This window comes from Paenibacillus rubinfantis (assembly GCF_001486505.1).
In the GTDB taxonomy this organism is placed as follows: domain Bacteria; phylum Bacillota; class Bacilli; order Paenibacillales; family Paenibacillaceae; genus Fontibacillus; species Fontibacillus rubinfantis.
On the sequence record NZ_LN909059.1, the window covers coordinates 139,544 to 158,767 of the forward strand.

Here is a 19,224-nt window from a genome sequence, read left to right on the forward strand (position 1 = left end):
GATGGTTCACGTTGAGAAAATCCATTGCCATTATGATGATCGTCTCCCTCCTAACACCATTGTTAGGGGGGATCATACAAATTGAAACTGCAAATGCGGCACCGGCTGGGACTGAAGTGAAGTATAACCTGATCGACGATCCGAGCGATTATGAGTATGGGGGCTTAATATTTTCAGTAAACAAATCGAAAAACACTGCGCCTATACAGATCACAGCTCCGGCCGGTAAAGTCATTAAGTCCTTGATGATTTACGGTTTGGATGGAGAACCACTAAGGAGTGTAAAAGGGTTCACCCCAGGATCAAAAAGTTTTAATGGCACCGAAACATTTCAAGGAACAAGGCTGAGGGTTCAATCTTTGGATAATGGTCATTACGGAACGATCTACTATTGGGATAGGAGAAGTGGAAGCAACAACTGGAACGCTTCAAACGAACAATTCTCTTCGGATAGTGATGATTGTGGGAGACCTGGTGTTCCTGACGACGAATTTGGATTGCGTAAATTCCCTGGTTGTACTGATAATCGCTTGGAGTCCAAGATACCACTGACAAATGGTTTCTTTCTAACACAGGAAGAGGATAATTCCCCCGGTAAGTTTTGGATTCCAAACAAGGCGGTTTCTCCGGCAGCAGGCGATTTGGATGTCGATTACACTGAAATTAAAACAAGAAACGCTATCGGTGTAACCTTGCACGACAGAGCTTGTACCCACGATCCGACGACAAGCTTCTTAGGGGTTAAATATCCGAGCGAGATCGGGGATTCACTCTCGCTTCGTTACAGCCAATCGTTCGAGTCATTCCCGTTTGATACAACTGGCGATAAACAGTACAAGGACTGGGCAGCACCAGGGGCTAGACAGATATGGTATTGTGCAAAATTTGAAGCCGACTTCTACTCATATACCTATATGTATCAGGACAAGAAAATATATGTGGAGTATCAAGATGAGGATACTCCTCCGGGCGGCGGTGGCGATCCGGGCGGCGGTACGGGCGGCGGAAGCGGAAGTTGCTCTTGGACAATTGCATCCCCAAGCCAAGGTTCTTCTCCGCAAACCAGTTATATGAATCCCAATGCAACCGGAGTCATACGGGCCGACAACAGGGGGAATGAAAGATTTAATGTATTGCAAGGGATTCCTACGTCAGAGACCTTATATGCGAACGTGTTCGCGAATAATTATATCTTTCAACATACATTCGCCAATATGTCCGGTAAGGTTAACTACTCGTGCAGTGTAGATGTTACCTATGTTCTAAACTGGAAAGTAAAGCAACCCGATAAATGCGATGCCGAAGGAAACTGCACACCACAACCGGATAAGCCGATGACGGAGACAACCACTAGGACTTACACGTTTACATTGCAACGGGACTATTCCTATTGGGAGATTAAGAATATTGAAGTTTACGGCATAGATAGGGCTAGTGTATCAAACTACGCCTTGCCGAGCGGCGGAACCGTATTCTTGTACCCAACGGGATATTCGGCACCGACATTATCAACCACGCATAGCTCCAGTGCATCGGATCATGTGCGGCCGAAAAATACCGGAACGATTTCGTACAACCCGCCAGCTATCAATGGGGGCTATTCGAAGCCATCACCACCAAATGATCAATCGAAATTAAAGTCGATGGCTGAGTCACAAACTGGGGATTCGGACGTTCGCAATGATACTGTAACTTTTAACGGCTCGACCATAATGAACGGAAACTGGACAACAAAGACCGGGCCGACTCCGGGTAAGATTCCCGCTCCGTCAACGATAGGTGCAAACGTGCTGTACAGCAGCGGCCTGAACATCAGTAGTTCATTAACGAACGCTAACAACACGCCGAGCAGTGGGACCATCTACTATGATATTGTGCCAGGGTACGTGAACGGGGGAAGCGATAAGCAGTTTTCGATTAACGGGATTAACACCGTTACGGTCCATACGCCAGTCGTCAACTACTCGTCGGTCTCGAATGACAGTGCGCATAATCAAAAAACCGTCCCGACCGCGGGGAGAAGCGCCCTGATTCTCGATCGGCCGTTTACTGTGACCATCCCGACTTCGGGTCAGCATCAAAACTACTTGAACTACGGGAATCGGGACTACGCAAAGTGGACAAGGGATCGCCAGGTGCGCTTTGAATTCGGAGTGCTGACAGCTCCGAACGATAATTCGACGTATATCCCTCCCGGTACATGGATCTCGTTCCCGGCAGGACAAGCAACGCGGACGTTCTATCTTCCTGTATGGGTGGACGAGGGCTATTACAACATCTACACTCGAACGATCGCTGAAAATGCACCATCGAGCTTCACAACGGAAACGGATGCGAATATGAACCTGCAAAATCACGTTGCGACGCGTACTTTGCCGGTTGAAGTCATTGGCCGCATTTATGATTTTCGCGTAACCGACATTGCGGATTTCAACTGGGAAACGGTTTTCCGTACGGCTCAAGGGAGCAGTAACCCGAGAGGCAATTATTATCCCGTCGGTGAAAACGGGATTGATGGCGCGCCGAATGGCAGAGTATTCCCCTATGAGTTGCCGATTCGCCGGGGCAGCCACCCCGCGCAGGGCTATAAAAACGTCGCGGTTAAAATGGGCTATCATTTCAAGTTTGACGTGAAGACGAAGGGGAATATGTTCGGTACCTATGACTCGGTACGGGTTGTCCCAAGGTTCTACTTCGTCGATATGAATGGCAACCGGCAGGAAGTTGATTTGTACTACCATACCGAAAATCAAAAGTTCATCCGGATCGGCTCGGCTGCAGACCTCCAGAAACGGTATGTGACTCTTGATGCTCGATTACGGAATGTCCCGCAGTCAACGATTTCAAATACGGCCGGCACCCTCTACGATCTATTCGCGTCGTCCTCCGGCTGGAGTATGAGCAGGTCACAGTACATTACCGACTACCTCGCAGCGGCCAAAAAAGGGACGGTGACGGGCGGTTACGACGTTAACCTGCTTACGGCTCCACTCCGGACGTTCATCGGTGGTTATGATGTACCTTCCGGGGTGAGCTCGGCTCGTAAAAATGCGGCGGTGCAACAGTGGTATGGAGAGTATAGCATTCCAGCTCAAACATATGTCGTTCCGAAAGGCACGAACCTTGCGGAATACGGCAGGAAAAACAAGCTGGACGAGAAAGCCCCAATCTTCCTGAAAAAAGGATTTATTATCGTAAATTTTGACCTTATGACGATTCGCAACGGCAATCTGAACAGCCCGCACCTGCAGTACATTAACACCGGGATCAGCGCCGCGAACCAATGGCGGCGCGAAGGATTCAACCATCAATTTACCGATCCATATGGGCTTACCGTCAACCTTATTGATGGGGACGTAATTCTCTATCACGCCGATAAATCATCCAACGATGATCTCGGGGCGGGAGGCACTCATTAACAGGGACGAAAGGAAAGAGCCGTCCGTGAAAACGGATGGCTCTTTCAATACCTGACGAGAGGAGGAATTTATGTTGTTCCAACAGTTCGCGGGATCACAAGGAGATATATTGCTTTCCATCATGATGCTGCCTCTGCTCTTTATTATTTGGAGCCTTACGAACAGAATGCCAAAGCGTAAGAATACTAAGGCGCATTTACATCTGACCGTAACTTTGTCCGCATCCGCGATCTACCATGTATGGATTTCCATGAGTGAACCGTCTGATGCGGGAGCGGGACTTCATATTATGCGGGGGATTTTCCTTCTCTGTACGTTTTTTGCACTGTTTCTTACTTTCAACGAGATTGCAAAATGGGAGCAGGCTGTCGTATATGCCTCTTGTGTCGTTACCGTATTGATTAGCGCAGTAGTCCCGCTTCCGGCATTGCAGCCAATCCTCGCGATTTTGCTGGGATGCGCTGCGTGGTACTACCTTGCGCCTGAAATGCCCAACGTAGGAAAGGCCAAAGCGACCCTGAGCCTATTTCTTGGGGCAGAACTTGTAACACTCATTAACTTATTCATTGGATCGACTGGGGCGGTGGGTTTCATCAATGCCGCACTCTTTATTTCGGCATATACGGTACTGATTTCGTTTGTAGCCGATTACCTGGTACAAATCCTACGAGGAACATACGAATCCTCCATTTCAGACCCGTTGACGGGTTTATATAACCGTAAGCAGTTTTCAACTTACGTGAAACGGAGTATCGAAAAGGGTGCGGATTTAAAGGTCATTTTTATTGATATCGACAATTTCAAGAAGTTGAATGATACGTTCGGACATAAGAAAGGGGACGAGGTTCTAAAACAAGTCGCATCCATCATGATGGAGGAGACGGAGGGAGTCGGGGTTGCCGGACGGTATGGAGGCGAGGAGATTGTAGCGCTCGTTGTTGAGCCAGGCGTTGATATGGACGAGCTGACAGAATCTATTCGGTCCCGTATCGAGAAAGAAGCCTCGTTCGACACGTCGCAAGGGGTACATCCCGTGACAGCCAGCATCGGATATTGTCGGTATATCGACGGAATGACTGCAGAAGAGTTGGTTAAGCGTGCGGATGAAGCAATGTATGTTGCAAAACGATCCGGAAAGAACCGGGTCGTACAATATGGGGACCAGGCATTCATCGACTACAACACAACAACTGCTGCATCCACCGCTCAAGGAAAATTACAGGAAGCGGGTGTCAATTAGTGACCAACAATTTAAGGGTGACAGCGGTAAATCGAGCACGACGTTGGAAAGAAAAATCTCTTGAACGTCATCTGGACATAATCGACACATTGTTTGCCTGCATTAAATTGCGTGACGAACCAACCGCCGTACACTCTGTCATTATGGCTCATTATTCATTCGAACTTGCCCAGATACACGCCCGGGAAGAAGCACTGCTGTATTACGCCGGATCGCTGACGCACGACGTCGGGAAAATTGCTATGAACGATACCATCCTAAAAAGCGGTCGAAAATTGTCCACCGAGGAGAGACAGCAGTTGTGGGAGCATGTGAGCTGCGGCACAACTCTTCTGAAGGAGCTGGATTTGCCACGGACGGTAATCGAAATCGCCCAATTCCATCACGAAAGGTTCGATGGAAGCGGATATGTGTCCGGTCTCAAGGGATATGGTATCCCATTGACCGGGCGGATTACGGCCGTCAGCGATACTTACTCCGCGCTCGTATCCAACCGGCCCTATCAGAATGCCCGCCAAGCGCTTGAAGCACTTGAAATCATGAAGCGGGATTCGCATCTATTTGATCCGAACATATTGGAATCCTTCATTGAAATTGTCGAGAGGGAACAGCAGTCTGTGCGGTCAGAAAAAAGCAAAAACCAGCTAATGTTTGTCAAGCCCAAGTAGTTGGATTACGTCACAGATACTGATATACTATTTACGAACAACACGAAGAAGCCTCCGTTGGCGCGGACGCTTCTGGGTAAATATGGAATTTACGTTTTGTAGGGCTCGCCTTTCACAAGGATGGCATGGACGTGATGTAGCAGCTTGTTGGCGCAAGCAATCACGACTACCTTGTATGGCTTGCCCTCTTTCCTTTTTTTATCGTAATAAGCTTGTAACCGCTCGTTGACACCTTTCCTGAGTCCGCATTGGACGGCAACGTACAAAGCTCTGCGCAAACGTTTGGAACCTCTTTTCGAGATGCGGCTACTACTGGCCGTAAACTTCCCCGAGCTATGCACACCTGGATCCAGTCCTGCATAGGCCACAAGCTTTTTTGGATCCTCAAATTGCGTCGCATCTCCAATCTCTGCCACCAAAGCCGCAGCAAGCTTGTCCCCTACTCCGGGAATCGTCTTGAGCAGTCCAACTTCCGGCAGCGACTGTGCCGTCTCCTCAATTGAAATTTCAAGCTGGCAAAGCTGTTGTTGGGCAGTAAGGGCCATTTCTACCATGCATAGCAAGGCCGTCTGCTGCGCTTTACTTGAGTGGCTTAGAGGCGGTAACGCTCGAATCCGCTCAGCTTTTGCCTGGATCCACGCCTTACCGTGTGACGAGCCTGCCGTTTCCCGGATCGTTTCTTGCGTGACGGTGCCGCCACTGAGCATGTGGCGCAATACCTGCAAGGATGTCGTGGAAAACAAATTGGAGAACACGTTCTCATATGCAGGACACACTTGATCCAGTAAGGTCCTGGCATTCAGTTTGGCCTGGACGAGCATAGAGGTCACAAACTCATGCTGACGCGTTAGATGCTGCAGTTCGGTCATCTCCTCCGCCCATGTTCGGTGAGGCCGGACATCCCCGCGGTAAAACATTTCTGCCAGATGCCATGCGTCCACCGCGTCCGTCTTCACCTTTCGCAATTGCGTGCCTCTTGCACGTTTGGATTGCAAGGGATTCACGATGTAGTGTCGATATCCTTCACGCTCCAAATAGGCGACCAAACTGCGATGATAATGTCCTGTTGCTTCTAACACCACAGCAGGCTCAAGCCCCGTAGCTTGTATTAATTCCTCCAGCAAGTCTCCTAGCTGCTCAAACCCTTTCTGCGTATGCTCGATGCTAATGATCTTGCCATACGGATTATTCCGATCCGTAAACGCTTGGAGTATGCTTGTCCCTTTTGATACATCCAATCCAACAACCGGTCCCATGTCATCTCCTCCTAAATAATAGCCGGCACTCCCACGATGGTTCCAATCCCACAGCTTCGCTTGTGATTCGAGGTCTCATGCCTCAACCAGCTCAAACATGGTCATTGGGGGCAGTGGGAGAACAGTTTTTGCTCCGAGGTAAACTCCCCAAATGCCACCACGTTCTCCCGGCTACCGCCATCGTAACCCGACCATGAAAAATGGCCAACCAGAAATTCTGGCTGACCTGATAATACGAAAAATGCCGTGGAATAAGCTCATGGGCGTGCGGGAGGTAACTGTGGATGGTCAGTTATGAAGACGAACAACTCGTGGCCCAATTTAAGTTGGGACAGGAGTTGGCGTTTAACCAGCTCCACCAAAGGTATAGGACAGTTATCGATGAAATAGGACGAAAGTATTTTGCTAGAGGAATTACAAGGCAGGACATTCAACAAGCGGGCAGCATTGGCCTTTATCGGGCGGCAAAAAAGTATGATCCGTCGAGGGGCGTGAAATTTCGTACCTATGCGGGTCTGCATATCCAAAGCTCAATCATCAATACGGTTAAATCCGCGACGCGTAGAAGACAAAGAGCGTTGAATCAGAGCCTTTCCCTGGATCGGCCGTATTCTGATGATCAATCCACGAATATTATCGAAACGATTGCCGGAAACGAGCCTTCTCCGGAAGAACGATTGCTTCAACGCGAGGAACATCGGGAAGCGGTAATTAAGTTGGACTTATTCTTGGCAACTTTAAGCAAACTGGAACGTCTGGTTGTAAAGGAGTTGGCAAAAGGGTTCACCTATAAGGAAGTGGCCGATAACTTAGGTGTAACCTTCAAGACAGTCGATAATGCGTTCCAACGCGTAAAGATAAAGTTCACGAAAAGATGGCATGTAGGCGATTTGCGCTTGTTAAAGTAAAGGAGGAAATATGATACCGAGCAGACGCAAGGAACCATTCCGGTATGAGTTTCCCGAACCCTTAATTGGAGAAGTTCAACTCCACAGTATCGCCGGCCAAGTGGTTGAAGCGGGCGTGCCGGAAGCAATGCGATTGATTAACCTTAGCGTAGGTGGAGCAAGGATCGAAACGTGCCTTGATGTTCAAGCTGGGCTGCGCGCCGTGGATGTTTACGTACATTTTCAGATTCTTGACAAACCGTTCAACCTCCAAGGCAGGGTTATTTATAAAAAAAGACAGCTGGATTGTTTAGCCTACGGCCTTCGGTTGGATACGGACCATACGATGAAGAGACAGATTACGGATGCATTAAAGGCATTCGCACGGCACCTAGCGGACAAGCGCCAGCAGGAACATCATGACAGTGGTGTGACAAAAATTGGCTCAACCAAGGTTAAATCTATGCTAATATATTAGTATATTAGTTATTTAATATAAATGAGGGGATGGTTTAGCTGTGGGACTGTTATACAAAATACCGGTGAAGTACATCAGGATATATCTACTCGTGCTTTGGGTGTGGTCGATACTTGGCCTGCTTTTGTTCCCTGATAAACGGGAGCATTTAATCATCACATTTGCAACCGCAACCATGTTCCTTTTCTTGCGAAAATACAAATATTACAGGCTCGCCAATCGTGAACAAAAAAAGATAATTGCCGGGTGTGTCATTTTCAGTTTGTTCGCCGGTGTCATAATGGCTCTTTAAGGGATGGAGGATAGGTATGGTTCAAATCACCGTTTCATACTATGGGTCCCTTATTGAAATATTGGATGATCTGCTTCGTGATCTACATGTCTCTAACCCGGAATACCGCTTCGCTTTTAACATTGGCGATAACCCGGTTATCCGTACATTAGCAAAAGAACTAGGTTATAATCCGACGTACTTTGCAGAACCGACCGACCGCGGCGTTATATTCGATCTGAAGAAACTTACAGCGCTGCGTTTGCTTTTAGATGAAAAGCATGCGATGGCAGCAGAGCTCGCGCGTGAGGTTGTCGAAAATGAACTAGTCAGATTGAATGCTACCTCCATTCGAGTCTCGGTTACAGCGAGGAAGCGTATTTTGATTGAAGCAACGGACAAAGACAAAGAAATGATCGCCGAGAGTCTCATTAGGTTACTAATGGGATTACCCGACAAGATCGGCCCTCTCGCGCTTTGGGAGCGATTGAACGCATAGGGGGATGACTATGTTCAATGTGGTGGGATACATCGCTATCCTCAATATTATTGGCCTGCTGATTATGTGGTACGACAAGTCCCAAGCGGTCGTCAGCGGGAGAAGAGTCCCTGAGAAGAGAATCTTCTTTATCTGCTTGCTTGGCGGTTCATTCGGTGTTTGGATCGGTATGCGATTATTCCGTCATAAAACGAAGCATTATCGCTTTGTTTTCGGGGTACCACTCATTCTTATTCTTAATATGATTTGCTTCTATTTCTTGATGATAGGCAAGCCATAAAAAAATGGGGCGAAGGTGGATCTGTTGAATTATCAGACCTTAGTCCCGACGGCGCTGATTATCATTGCGCTGGTCTTAACCTGCATCCTGCTATATAAGACCTTGCTTGAACGGAAAGGACAACAGGAACCAAACCCGGGCATTGGGGGAATGCCGGATAGTCCGCCGTCGGGAAATCATATATTCAAAAATGTCCGACTAATTCATGAAAATATAAGTGTACTGATCGAAGAGATACGCGTCCTTGAGAATGGAATCTTTATTATCGTAAGCAAAAATAGATCGGGCGATATCGTCGGATCGGAAGAGGATGAAGTCTGGACGCAGTACAAGCATGACGGTACGAGAAGAGAAATGACACAAAAAACGCTGCGTAACCCCCTCGCGATGACAAGGTTACATACCTTTGTGCTGGCGAAGAAACTCGCTGAAATCGGCTGCAATATGTGGGTGCAGGGGGTAGTCGTATTTACTCACCCTAACGCCGAATTAAACCTGAAACTCAAGAAAAACTCCAACACGGCTGTTCTGACAGGGGATAGACTGGAGGACTACATCAAGGAATACCAACCCAGGGCGACCATAGATTTTCGACAAATTGAGAAGATACGCGACTGGTTGACTAGTATCCAGCACACAGAAACAGTGATCCAAGTGCGCTCAATGGATGAGGCATATGAAGCAACTTACTCGCTCGCAAATGAGTTCGGGTACAAAGTGGGCCCCGTCGGAAGCGACGGCTCATTCCATCTAACGAAAAACCATCAACCATATGCAACGGTCTCTATTACATCGGATTTGTACGCAATAAGTACATACAGGGCGGAGGAAACTGACGTATTACAATTCCTTATTGCTTGGTTGAACAGACTGGGCGTTTGCCCGCCGAGGAACTTCACACATCACTTGGAGACTTATATCGACCAGGATGCCGAAAGAAGATTGGAGCCGCAGACCCTTGAAATCAACGACAGGCTGGTGACGTATTCAGGTTCCATGCGTTACGGCGTTCTAAAGATAAGTGTTTCGGCATCCCCATTGTAAACCGCTGCGAAAGACGGGTGTAGGCAATGAGATTTAGGGTAAACGGAAGAATAATCGATTTCGGATACCTAGAGGAAGAGGAGCACGACAGGCTGCTATCCGAATGGCACAAGTCTCATCCAATTGAATGCCTTTGTCACGGTGACGGCCATTCGCCAAATCCGCTCTTGTATGTAAAGAAGATAAACGACGGCCTCTTTCTCGCCAACTATCCGAGGAACTCAAAAGAAAACATTTTGCATCAATACCAATGTAAATTTAACAGGCAGGGGTACCGCTCGCTTCTCGAATCTAAGGGTCTGAAAATTACCGATAATGAGATCATATGCACCCTTGATCTTGGCGCGCCACGGGAGGAGCGGGCTACTACGGCCCCTCGTCCCGCTTCTGCGGTTATTCCAAAAAAGCAATACATCCGGAAGGAAAGCGTACCAAGAATCAAACTTGAAAGCTTGTTCCTTACCATGCTCCAGGAGTACAAGGTGTCGGAGTACCGCCCGGGGGGACGCCGGAATATTGCTAAACGGCTCTATAAAGTCGCACAGACCGTAAAACTAAATCGAAGGCCGTTAACGGAAATGCTCTATATCGCCTCAACGCCGGGGTGGTGGCCTAAAAAGGATAAACATCAGATGATTATCGGCTGGGGGCACAACAGGGCGAAAGTCACCACACACCCAACAAACCCGCGCTTTGTACGGCTCCCCTTGTATTCCGTGGACGATCCCGAAAAGCATATATGCGATCTTACGCTGCTCAAGAGCGTCTACGATCGCTGCGAAAGAGGAGGAACGGACGTGGGAGAGGGCTATTACGTACTCTTTCGCGGTCCACTCCATAGCCGAGACACGGTTAAATGGGATCGGTTGCTTTGCTTTATTCCCGCAGAAGTGATGACACGGATACCGGTATCGAGTGGGGAGGAGCGGGACCTCGTCCGATTTCTTTATGATTCGAAACGTCACTTTGAGAAGCCGCTTATCGGAAATGTAACGGAGTTGTTTGCCGATGGCCGACCGGACGTGGTCCTGCACGATACGGAGCCCAAGACGATTGTTGAGATAGGAGTAGATCACGACCCTAAGAAACTTAGCGCCTACCGTGAGAAAGGGTACCGTTTCACCTACTGGAACGGACAAGCACTTAATGATCATCAATAATAACAGAGAAAGGAATGTTGTCATGAAACGATTTATTGCAACCCTTACTGCAATCATTATGCTATTAACGGCACTCCCGACGAATGTTATCGCTGCCGCGCCGTCCGTAACCATTACTGGACCATCTCCCGCTTCTTGGCTTACGAGCACGATTCCCACTTTAACGTGGTCATTTACGGATCCGGATGGGCATTCCCAACAGTCTTACCGAATTACCGTCAAACATAATGGAACTTCGATTTATGACTCCCAAGAAGTGCAATCCTCGGCTGCCTCGGCTGGAGTGCCGCTGTTGGGGGACGGCTCCTATGAAGTTAGCTTGACGGTCAAAGACGAAGACGGGGAGACGGCTACCGCAAGCCAAAATTTGAACGTCGATCGAACTGCACCAACAGCTCCAACGTTTCAGGTTACAGGAGCCTCGAACAGCCAATACGTAACGCTGAACATCACGGATGGACAGGACAGCGGAAGCGGAGTTCAGAAAAGCCAGTACATGATAAACGTAAATGGCAGCTGGATTGACTATACAACACCGGTTACGCTTGCTAGGGCAGGCACCACGGTTGTCTACGCAAGAACCATCGACCGCGCCGGTAATATCAGCTCAACGGCTACCTCCACGTTGGAAAATGTTCAGGTAAATCCAAGCGCTCCGAGCATTATGTTAAGCAATTCTGATTGGACGAACCAAAATGTCATTGTCCAAATATCTGGGGGAGCGGGAGGGAGAAACGAATATAAGATCGGATCTTCCGGTACCTGGACAACGTATTCATCGCCTATTCAGATTTCGACGGAAGGGCAGACCGAAGTATTTGCCCGTACCTTTAGCACGACTGGCGAGGAAGGACCGTCAACGTCTGCTATTGTAAAAATAGACAAGACAGCGCCGTCACAACCGATCCCTTGGAAGAGCTCGTCGGGCTGGACAATCGGCAGCGTTACGTTTACCGTAACCGCGGGGACGGATGCCCTGAGCGGCGTTCAGAAAACACAGTATCGGATCGGAAATGGGGTCTGGATTGATTATGTAGGCCCGGTTAACTTTACGCAAAACGGAACGACGACGATCTATTTCCGATCGATCGACAGGGCAGGAAACATCAGCAATCTATCCGACACTACGATTTATCTATACTCGGATGTTCATAGCATACCGGACTTCTCTAAGATGGATGCGGAGTTTCAAGTGACCCAGGATGCCGTTCACATTACATTCGAAAATCAACCGAGAGGATACCAAATTGCGATTGAACGCGATGATGTAGAGATCACCCGGACATATGACAGTTTGTATAAGGACAGTCATATTCAAAGGGGCAAGAGATACGATTACGACATTTACGTCTTGAATGGTGAATTCCGGTACCGGGTAGAGAGTGAGCTTGTGACGATACCATATGCAAAAATGGATTTGTCCAGCTCAAAGCACGTTGTAAAGGTAACAGGAAGCTCGATCCATTTCGCGCTGCCGACGATTGAGAAAGTGGAGAAATACCGCGTTACGAATCAGGCGGGCACCGTTGTGTATGAAGGTAAAGAGCCGAGCTTTACAATTTCGAAGCTGAAGCCGAACACACTATATACTTTCGATGTGGTTTATTACGTCGGGGGCATTACCAGTGAGAAGGCAACGTTTGCGATAAGTACGTTGGGCGCCGGCGCGGGATCGCAGACGAATGGTTCTACAAACGGCAGCGGCAGTACGACAAACCAAAGCGGAGGCACCGGAGGAGGCGTGACGTCGGGTGTAGGCTTTACTGATATCGAGAATGTCTTCAGCAAGGAAGCTATCATTGATCTTTCAAATCGCGGAATCATAACCGGCGTATCGGCAGATCGCTTCGAGCCTGAGAAAACGATCAGCCGCGCCGAGTTTACTGCCCTTATCGTTCGGATGACAGGTCTAAAGTCTTCTCGGCCATACGACGGGAAATTCAAGGACGTAAGCCCGAACGACTGGTTTTTCCCTGAACTGCAGACAGCATGGGAATATCAATTTATCGGTGGCTTGAGCCCGACGAAATTTGGTCCGAACGAAGAGATCACGAGGGAACAGGCAGCCGTTATCATCTACCGCCTCTTTAGGACGAATCAAACTGGCCCGGCACTCACGTATCGGGACTCTAACACGATCGCCGAATACGCTCGCCCGGCCGTCCAGTATCTGCTCCAAAAGGGGATCGTCAACGGGTTTGAGGACAACACATTCCGGCCAAAGAAAGTCCTAACCCGGGCGGAAGCCGCGGCTATTATCCACCGATTCATCAAGGTGGGAGGATAAAGCTTGAAGGTCGTCGAAATTCAAACACCAATGTTCATTTCGAAGTCAGTTTTTCAAAAGAAGCAAGCCATAATGATTGCGGTACTCGCTGGAATTCTGTTTACGTTGTTGGCTGGTGTCTTTTTTTCGCCTTTGATTGGTGGCGTTACGGTCGGGGTTGCCACACTGCTTTATGCGGAACCGGCGGTTACGCTACCCATCATCATCACGGTGCCGACCATCTGTGCGGTGCTGATGTTCCTCATGATCACTCGGTTCTTGTATCGCAGTCTGAAAAGGTCGAATGAGAATGCCGTGTTCCGGTTCTATCACGACAAGATCGTGTTTCCGGAAACTTATCGAATCAAGGTGCTTCCGTATTGCGATATTGAAAGCATCGAGTATTCACCCGTAAAACCCGTCCACGAGGACAGGCAGCTGGGCAATCTCTTCATCCGTGTCAAGAATAGCAGGAAGCGATTGCAAATCATGAACATAGAAAACGGAGAGCAAATCTTACGGACGGTTCGAGGTATTCAATAATAGTAAAATGGGAGGCGACGTCGGTTGAGGGTATTTGCATATGAGCATCCGGGGGGCATCGCAGGCGGAATCAGCGTGGTAGTGGCAGAAGACGAGGAGGAGGCATTCAAACAACTGGCAGCAGAGTTGTGGAAGCATAACATTGAGGCGCGTGTCGATAAGGTCATTGAGATCGACCTGAACCGGCCGGGCGCATATCTTTTGTTTGACGGCGTGTACTAATGAAAAATCCCGCTTCCGGAGCGGGAAAGAAGCAATGGAATCCTGTAAATGCAGGGTTCCATTGCTTTTTACTTTGAGCCGAGTAAAAAGCGTTCGCGTGCCTTCTTGTCATCGAGCGAATCCCATTCCCGAATGGTCTGAAGCAGTTGATCCTTCTCGGGTTGAGTCATGTAGACGTTCTCCATAATCGCCTTCTCTTTGTTTCGAATCAGCCGGTGGTTACCTCGCTGGTTGTAATCATAATAATAGTCTCTGGGAAACTGTACGGCTTCCAGACCACTCGCCTTTTGGTGCACGACAGCAAGTCTTTGGCAGTAGGGGGTGTGGTCATAGCGTAAACGGTCGTAAGACATGACATAGAAAGGTGCTTTATTGTGTCGATGAATACGTCGCATACGTGTTGGATTGCCCTCAAACTCCGCGCGCCGGCCGATAACCAGCACAAATTCTGCATCGACTTCCTTATCCAACTCAAATCCCTTATTTACTCTGGCCAGTTCTTGAATTAACAGTCCTTTGTTGTTGCCGGCATTAAACCAAGACGCCCAATCCTGGAGTTGTTCGTATGCATGATAAAAATGAGCATTGAGTGAATCATCTTGATTAAATATTGGTTTACCCGGATGTTCTATTTCGACGAACACGAAGGTATTCGCTTGGGAATGACTGGTGACAAATAAGAAGTCGGGCTCTCTTTTGAAATGTCCTGCAGCAAGTTGATACTCCGTAAATACGAGGGAACCTACTGGACCGTGATGTCGGTGCATCGTTGCGCCATCCAAGCAAGGGATCATCGCCGGATTTTTTTCAAGGAAATCGTGCATTGCCCGTTCTTTATACGCTTCGGGTGTCGCAGTCATATTTTCAAGCAATGTTCCAAACTCTTCTTCTGTGAGCACCGGAATTTCCCGCTTATCCATGTTCTCCTCCTGGGTTCTGATTATCGATCATCGCTTCGGTTATGCTGGAGAATGGGATCCAATCACTCGGTCCAATCCGTAGCGCCTGACGATGTTGGTCGATCTGTTCGATAATTCCTTTGTGCGGCAATTTCTCGCTGTATGTATATAGGGTGATAGCACGTTCTTCAAGGAAGGAGCACTCGATCGCTCTTGTAATTTTCTGAAGCTTCTCCAAGCTCAACCCGGGGTTCGTTTTACTCTCCATAGACAGGCGACCTCCTTTGACAATCCATTATACCCTTAAAGACACGCAAAGGGAACGAGTGTTCCTGATGGGGGAGGGGCAAGGCGATTACTTCCCTTGCCAATCTGTACCTTTGATTCGCAAGGGGATCGCCGGTCTCACATTATTCATGGCGCGCTCTTTCGCCTCATCCAACACGTGCGTATAAATTTGTGTCGTAGAAATGTCTTCGTGCCCAAGGAGCTCCTGGACGGCGCGCAAATCCGCTCCGTTGCGAAGAAGATCTGTTGCGAATGAATGCCGGAATTTATGGGCGGATAGGGAGAGGCCGGCAAACTGGGGATACTGGATGACAAGTTCGGCAAATGTCTTCTCAGCCACAGTTTGCACCATACGCTTGCTAATTCTTCGCCGGAACTGAGAAATAAAGAAGGCTTGTTCGTCTTTTTTATTCCGCGGCTCGATCCGCTCAGTAAGCGCCTGCTGCAGCAGCTCCTTCATTTCAGGAGGAAGCGGGAGATATCTCCACTTGTCGCCTTTCCCACGGACCGCGAGGGTCGAACCGTCCCTGTCGAAATTTATAATGTCCAGTCGCACGACTTCATTGACACGAAGCCCGCAATAAGCCATCAACGCAATGATCGCTACGTCGCGGACCAAGTACCTTCCTTTAATAAGCATCATGCATGCATCGAGGAACTGCTTCTGCAGAAACGTCGGCTTCCGGTTCTTTTCGATTTTGGCTTTCTCAATTTCCTGCGCAGGGTTTTGGGTTGCCACCCGAAACTTTATCATGACTTTGTAAAATAGTCGGATCGCAGACTGGCAGCGATTCCGATAGCGCGCGCCGGCGCCGGATTCACGAATCTGACTAAGATGATTCATGACGTCGATATCCGTAACGTCGGATACGTTTTTCCCGTTCATGCTCTTCAAAAAATGCCGAACGTCATGTAGGTATCCGGCTTGTGTGTTCCTCGAATATTCACGGTCTTTCATATAGACCAAAAATAGGTTCAATTCACGCTCATAGTGCTCTTGAATTTCGATAATCTCCATCATATCACACCAATCCGACCGCTTATAACGGAAATTGCATTAAACACACATTTAATGCAATTTTATTATAGCAAAAAACCGGCGACTTGTCATTGACGCCGGATGCTGATGCTGCAGATATAGTATTTTCAATCCGTTACAACGGTGATCGAATCCACAATGGCATTGCCCTTCGGAAGCGGCATACCGTATGACTTGGATTCCTCCAACGCTTTTTGGACCAAATCAATGGCGTTCTCCCGAGCTTCCTCCAAGGTTGCCCCGATGGCACCGATGCGGAATGCAGGAATGTAGGCTGTGACATTTTTCTCGATGTAATCTTCCTCGAACAATACCAACAGATCCATAGTATTTGCCATAACGACAATGCCTCCTCACAATAATCACTATTTCCGTTTATTGGATGGTGTAACGCCACAAATGGCGATCGGAAACTACTTTATACGGACATTTATTAGGGAGTCGAATCGGATCCGCACGCGGTCGCCAGCGCAATCGAGAACAAGAACGCCCGAAAGGAGATCGACTTTGAAGATCAGTCCCTCAATGGACCTATGCCGCCGATCTGCGTAATAAGTAACTGTAATGGCCGAACCATGCTCGATCGCTTCTGACAGCGTCTCCTGCAGCTGCTCCACGTGCTGCTCATCCAGCTCTGGCTGTCTCACGTCGTCCTCTGCTTCATACAACTGGGCGATACGCTTTTTGTGCTCAGGAATGAGGAATGGAGACCATTTGATGCGTCCGCGGTCGTTGATCATGCCTTATGCCCTCCCACCTTAGCTGCCCGCTCTATCGCCGTTCCGCCTTCGGTCCTGCTGCGCGCCCAGGTAACCGCTGCAGTGCCGAACTTCTTCCGGATCGCATCCATCGCGGACGCAAGCTGCCGGTCCTTGGTGTCGTCCTCGAAGAGATCGAGCTGGGTGATTTCTTCGGAGACGAGATTGGTCAGACCGACGTGAATATTCCGGACAGCGCGACGGCAGTCGTTCTCAAAAAAGAGATCCTTGCATACTTGAAACACTTTGTGGGTAAGGTTGGTAGGAGTATCGATAGTTCGGGCTTTACTGAAGCCTCCCCCTCCGACATCGTCCGAATAGCCGATTCCAAGAGTTATAGTCCGGCCGTTCATTTTCACTTCACGTGCGCGCCGGCAGACCTCTTCGGTTTGCTCAAGGAGTATCTATAAAACTATGAGCATAATTATATGTGTGCATTAATAAACAGTATAAACCCTTGATTTATCGAGGGTTTATACTGTTTTTATCACATTTTCTTTATGAGCATTATTGATAGCTTAACACGATAACATAGATATGGTAACATACTAATTATAATCGATAATCTATGAGCATAATTGTGAGCTGAAATAGATTCGGGGGTTTTAAAATATAGTGCTACAAGATGTCAAGACAGTTTTTTAAAATATTTAAGGTGTGAAATAATGCACAAGGTTTGTTTCTTTGCCCTAGGAGGGCAGGCTCTTGGCAGAGCCTAGATGGAAAATATTTTTGAATAATTCCTTTGATGATGGTGTCCACAGGTGGAGGACGCAGCCCAAGCGAAGGCGCGGGAGAATGTCCTTTATCATTCACATGTGGATAGAAGTACAACGTCCCGGTTATATACTGAAGCAGGTGTATGGTTCTGCAAGGACTGATGAGGCAAGTAATAATTGTGTAAATGGATGTATCGATCCACACCTTGCCTGGTCTCCCGAGGACTTGTGTAGTCGTTGATGTAGACCTCATTGTACTTCAGGCTGCGCCAAAAGCGCTCGATGACTATGTTATCCGTAGCCCTGCCTTTGCCATCCATACTAATACGAACCTCGTTTTCTTGCAGTAGATCGATATACTTCGGACTCGTAAAGTGGCTGCCTTGATCGCTGTTGACAATCCCGGGCTTACGTCGTGTGAATGCACGTTTCATGGTCTCAAGCACGAAACCGATCTCCAAGCTTTGATCCAGTTGCCAATCTACGATGTAACGGGAATACCAATCCATGACGGCGTACAGGTACATCCAGCCGTATTTCATGCGAATATATGTAATATCCACACTCCACACCTGATCAGGCTCTGTAATATTCAGTTTCCGAAGCAGATATGGATAAACCCTGTGTTGTAGATCCCGCTTACTCAGATTTGGCCCAGGATGAATAGCCATAAGGCCCATTTCGCGCATGTAGCGCCTGACAGTGTTTTCGTGAATACTGTCTCCTTCCCTATTCATAATTGCAGCAATCCTCCGGTAACCCAGAAACGAATGCTCTGTGTAAATCTCATCAATCCGGTGTTTGAGGCGAATTTCCTCCGGGGAGGGAGGGACCGGCTTATAATAAAGGCTGGAGCGATTCAGACTTAATAGATCGGCCTGAACGCTGAGCGAGTGCTCGGGGCAATCCCATTCTAGAAGATCCATACGTTCTTCGCGGGACAGGTTAGAAGCCAGATTTTTTTTTGAGCCACGACAATTGACTGGTCAGCTTTCCAATCTCGGCGTAGAGGTCGTTGATCGTGTTTTCATAATCGTTTTTCATCTTCGTGATGCCTTTGCGATCATCGACAAACAATTGCGCTAGATTCTGGACAGCTTCTGATTTCCACCGGTTGAGGACATTTGCATGAATGCCATGCTCAGATGAGAGCTGCGAAACCGACTTTTCTTCCTTTAAAATTTCCAGTACGATTTGCGCTTTCTCCTCCGGTGTGAACTTTCTTCTACTGGTTGCCATACAACTAAGAAACTCCTTTTTTGCTGTCTAGATTCTATGTAGCATTATA

The 19,224-nt window shown here is 48.2% G+C and carries 20 protein-coding genes; 12 read left to right on the plus strand and 8 right to left on the minus strand.

Annotation, left to right across the window (positions count from 1 at the left end):
• Positions 1-11 precede the first annotated feature (11 nt).
• The 3 genes from BN3277_RS02395 (at position 12) to BN3277_RS02405 (ending at position 5,327) form a co-directional block, all read left to right on the plus strand.
• Positions 12-3,419 carry a DUF5704 domain-containing protein gene (locus tag BN3277_RS02395; RefSeq protein ID WP_232436302.1) on the plus strand — a complete coding sequence of 1,136 codons (3,408 nt, stop codon included), beginning with the start codon at positions 12-14 and terminating at the stop codon, positions 3,417-3,419.
• Between the two features lie 70 nt (positions 3,420-3,489).
• Entirely contained in the window at positions 3,490-4,659 is a 1,170-nt protein-coding gene (locus tag BN3277_RS02400) for a GGDEF domain-containing protein (protein WP_059040721.1), read from the plus strand.
• A complete protein-coding gene (locus BN3277_RS02405) occupies positions 4,659-5,327 on the plus strand; it encodes an HD-GYP domain-containing protein (protein WP_059040722.1) in 669 nt (222 codons plus the stop codon). The genes BN3277_RS02400 and BN3277_RS02405 overlap by 1 nt, the downstream gene beginning before the upstream one ends.
• Positions 5,328-5,416: 89 nt before the next feature.
• Here BN3277_RS02405 and BN3277_RS02410 read toward each other — a convergent pair whose 3' ends face one another.
• Positions 5,417-6,583, minus strand: a complete 1,167-nt coding sequence (locus tag BN3277_RS02410) for an IS110 family RNA-guided transposase (protein ID WP_059040723.1) — start codon at positions 6,581-6,583, stop codon at positions 5,417-5,419.
• A 284-nt stretch (positions 6,584-6,867) separates the two neighbouring features.
• Here BN3277_RS02410 and BN3277_RS02415 point away from each other — a divergent pair, with 284 nt between their 5' ends.
• The 9 genes from BN3277_RS02415 to BN3277_RS02460 all read left to right on the plus strand — a co-directional run bounded on the left by BN3277_RS02415 (position 6,868) and on the right by BN3277_RS02460 (position 14,233).
• Positions 6,868-7,491 (plus strand): sigma-70 family RNA polymerase sigma factor, encoded by a 624-nt coding sequence (locus tag BN3277_RS02415; RefSeq protein ID WP_059040724.1) that lies wholly within the window; start codon positions 6,868-6,870, stop codon positions 7,489-7,491.
• Positions 7,492-7,501: 10 nt separating this feature from the next.
• Positions 7,502-7,948, plus strand: coding sequence for a PilZ domain-containing protein (locus tag BN3277_RS02420; RefSeq protein ID WP_059040725.1), 447 nt, complete (start codon positions 7,502-7,504; stop codon positions 7,946-7,948).
• A 308-nt stretch (positions 7,949-8,256) separates the two neighbouring features.
• Positions 8,257-8,718 carry a hypothetical protein gene (locus BN3277_RS02430; RefSeq protein ID WP_059040727.1) on the plus strand — a complete coding sequence of 154 codons (462 nt, stop codon included), beginning with the start codon at positions 8,257-8,259 and terminating at the stop codon, positions 8,716-8,718.
• A gap of 10 nt (positions 8,719-8,728) precedes the next feature.
• Entirely contained in the window at positions 8,729-8,998 is a 270-nt protein-coding gene (locus BN3277_RS02435) for a DUF1294 domain-containing protein (RefSeq protein ID WP_082691271.1), read from the plus strand.
• A gap of 24 nt (positions 8,999-9,022) precedes the next feature.
• On the plus strand, positions 9,023-10,042 hold the full coding sequence (locus BN3277_RS02440) for a nuclease-related domain-containing protein (protein ID WP_059040728.1): 1,020 nt from the start codon (positions 9,023-9,025) through the stop codon (positions 10,040-10,042).
• Positions 10,043-10,068: 26 nt separating this feature from the next.
• The gene (locus BN3277_RS02445) at positions 10,069-11,202 is read left to right on the plus strand and encodes a DUF1173 family protein (RefSeq protein ID WP_059040729.1); all 1,134 of its coding nucleotides are present in this window, start codon (positions 10,069-10,071) and stop codon (positions 11,200-11,202) included.
• A gap of 22 nt (positions 11,203-11,224) precedes the next feature.
• Complete coding sequence (locus BN3277_RS02450) at positions 11,225-13,489, plus strand: OmpL47-type beta-barrel domain-containing protein (RefSeq protein ID WP_059040730.1); 2,265 nt, start codon at positions 11,225-11,227, stop codon at positions 13,487-13,489.
• Between the two features lie 3 nt (positions 13,490-13,492).
• Positions 13,493-14,011, plus strand: a complete 519-nt coding sequence (locus BN3277_RS02455; RefSeq protein WP_059040731.1) for a hypothetical protein — start codon at positions 13,493-13,495, stop codon at positions 14,009-14,011.
• 24 nt (positions 14,012-14,035) lie between these two features.
• Entirely contained in the window at positions 14,036-14,233 is a 198-nt protein-coding gene (locus BN3277_RS02460) for a hypothetical protein (RefSeq protein ID WP_059040732.1), read from the plus strand.
• A gap of 68 nt (positions 14,234-14,301) precedes the next feature.
• Here BN3277_RS02460 and BN3277_RS02465 read toward each other — a convergent pair whose 3' ends face one another.
• The 7 genes from BN3277_RS02465 to BN3277_RS02495 form a co-directional block, all read right to left on the minus strand.
• The gene (locus tag BN3277_RS02465; protein WP_059040733.1) at positions 14,302-15,153 is read right to left on the minus strand and encodes a Shedu anti-phage system protein SduA domain-containing protein; all 852 of its coding nucleotides are present in this window, start codon (positions 15,151-15,153) and stop codon (positions 14,302-14,304) included.
• Complete coding sequence (locus BN3277_RS02470; protein WP_059040734.1) at positions 15,146-15,400, minus strand: YolD-like family protein; 255 nt, start codon at positions 15,398-15,400, stop codon at positions 15,146-15,148. The genes BN3277_RS02465 and BN3277_RS02470 overlap by 8 nt, the downstream gene beginning before the upstream one ends.
• Before the next feature lie 87 nt (positions 15,401-15,487).
• Positions 15,488-16,441 (minus strand): tyrosine-type recombinase/integrase, encoded by a 954-nt coding sequence (locus tag BN3277_RS02475; RefSeq protein WP_232436303.1) that lies wholly within the window; start codon positions 16,439-16,441, stop codon positions 15,488-15,490.
• A gap of 125 nt (positions 16,442-16,566) precedes the next feature.
• On the minus strand, positions 16,567-16,797 hold the full coding sequence (locus BN3277_RS02480; RefSeq protein WP_059040735.1) for a type II toxin-antitoxin system HicB family antitoxin: 231 nt from the start codon (positions 16,795-16,797) through the stop codon (positions 16,567-16,569).
• A gap of 75 nt (positions 16,798-16,872) precedes the next feature.
• Positions 16,873-17,199 (minus strand): YolD-like family protein, encoded by a 327-nt coding sequence (locus tag BN3277_RS02485; RefSeq protein WP_059040736.1) that lies wholly within the window; start codon positions 17,197-17,199, stop codon positions 16,873-16,875.
• Positions 17,196-17,621: a DinB/UmuC family translesion DNA polymerase gene (locus BN3277_RS02490; RefSeq protein WP_222860909.1), complete on the minus strand. Its 426-nt coding sequence runs from the start codon at positions 17,619-17,621 to the stop codon at positions 17,196-17,198. Before BN3277_RS02490 ends, BN3277_RS02485 begins: the two co-directional genes overlap by 4 nt.
• A gap of 404 nt (positions 17,622-18,025) precedes the next feature.
• Positions 18,026-19,175, minus strand: a protein-coding gene (locus BN3277_RS02495) for an IS3 family transposase (RefSeq protein WP_089153297.1) whose coding sequence is annotated in 2 segments (ribosomal slippage) — positions 18,026-18,902 and positions 18,901-19,175 — 1,152 coding nt in all. Because the reading frame shifts where the segments join, the coding sequence is not laid out codon by codon here.
• Between the last annotated feature and the right edge of the window lie 49 nt (positions 19,176-19,224).

Bases quoted from the DNA above. Each gene is read 5' to 3' on its own strand.
- BN3277_RS02435 (WP_082691271.1), top strand. From the start codon at position 8,729: ATGTTCAATGTGGTGGGATACATCGCTATCCTCAATATTATTGGCCTG.
- BN3277_RS02410 (WP_059040723.1), bottom strand. From the start codon at position 6,583: ATGGGACCGGTTGTTGGATTGGATGTATCAAAAGGGACAAGCATACTC.
- BN3277_RS02430 (WP_059040727.1), top strand. From the start codon at position 8,257: ATGGTTCAAATCACCGTTTCATACTATGGGTCCCTTATTGAAATATTG.
- BN3277_RS02450 (WP_059040730.1), top strand. From the start codon at position 11,225: ATGAAACGATTTATTGCAACCCTTACTGCAATCATTATGCTATTAACG.
- BN3277_RS02485 (WP_059040736.1), bottom strand. From the start codon at position 17,199: ATGATCAACGACCGCGGACGCATCAAATGGTCTCCATTCCTCATTCCT.
- BN3277_RS02415 (WP_059040724.1), top strand. From the start codon at position 6,868: ATGGTCAGTTATGAAGACGAACAACTCGTGGCCCAATTTAAGTTGGGA.
- BN3277_RS02475 (WP_232436303.1), bottom strand. From the start codon at position 16,441: ATGATGGAGATTATCGAAATTCAAGAGCACTATGAGCGTGAATTGAAC.
- BN3277_RS02400 (WP_059040721.1), top strand. From the start codon at position 3,490: ATGTTGTTCCAACAGTTCGCGGGATCACAAGGAGATATATTGCTTTCC.
- BN3277_RS02465 (WP_059040733.1), bottom strand. From the start codon at position 15,153: ATGGATAAGCGGGAAATTCCGGTGCTCACAGAAGAAGAGTTTGGAACA.
- BN3277_RS02480 (WP_059040735.1), bottom strand. From the start codon at position 16,797: ATGGCAAATACTATGGATCTGTTGGTATTGTTCGAGGAAGATTACATC.
- BN3277_RS02470 (WP_059040734.1), bottom strand. From the start codon at position 15,400: ATGGAGAGTAAAACGAACCCCGGGTTGAGCTTGGAGAAGCTTCAGAAA.
- BN3277_RS02420 (WP_059040725.1), top strand. From the start codon at position 7,502: ATGATACCGAGCAGACGCAAGGAACCATTCCGGTATGAGTTTCCCGAA.
- BN3277_RS02445 (WP_059040729.1), top strand. From the start codon at position 10,069: ATGAGATTTAGGGTAAACGGAAGAATAATCGATTTCGGATACCTAGAG.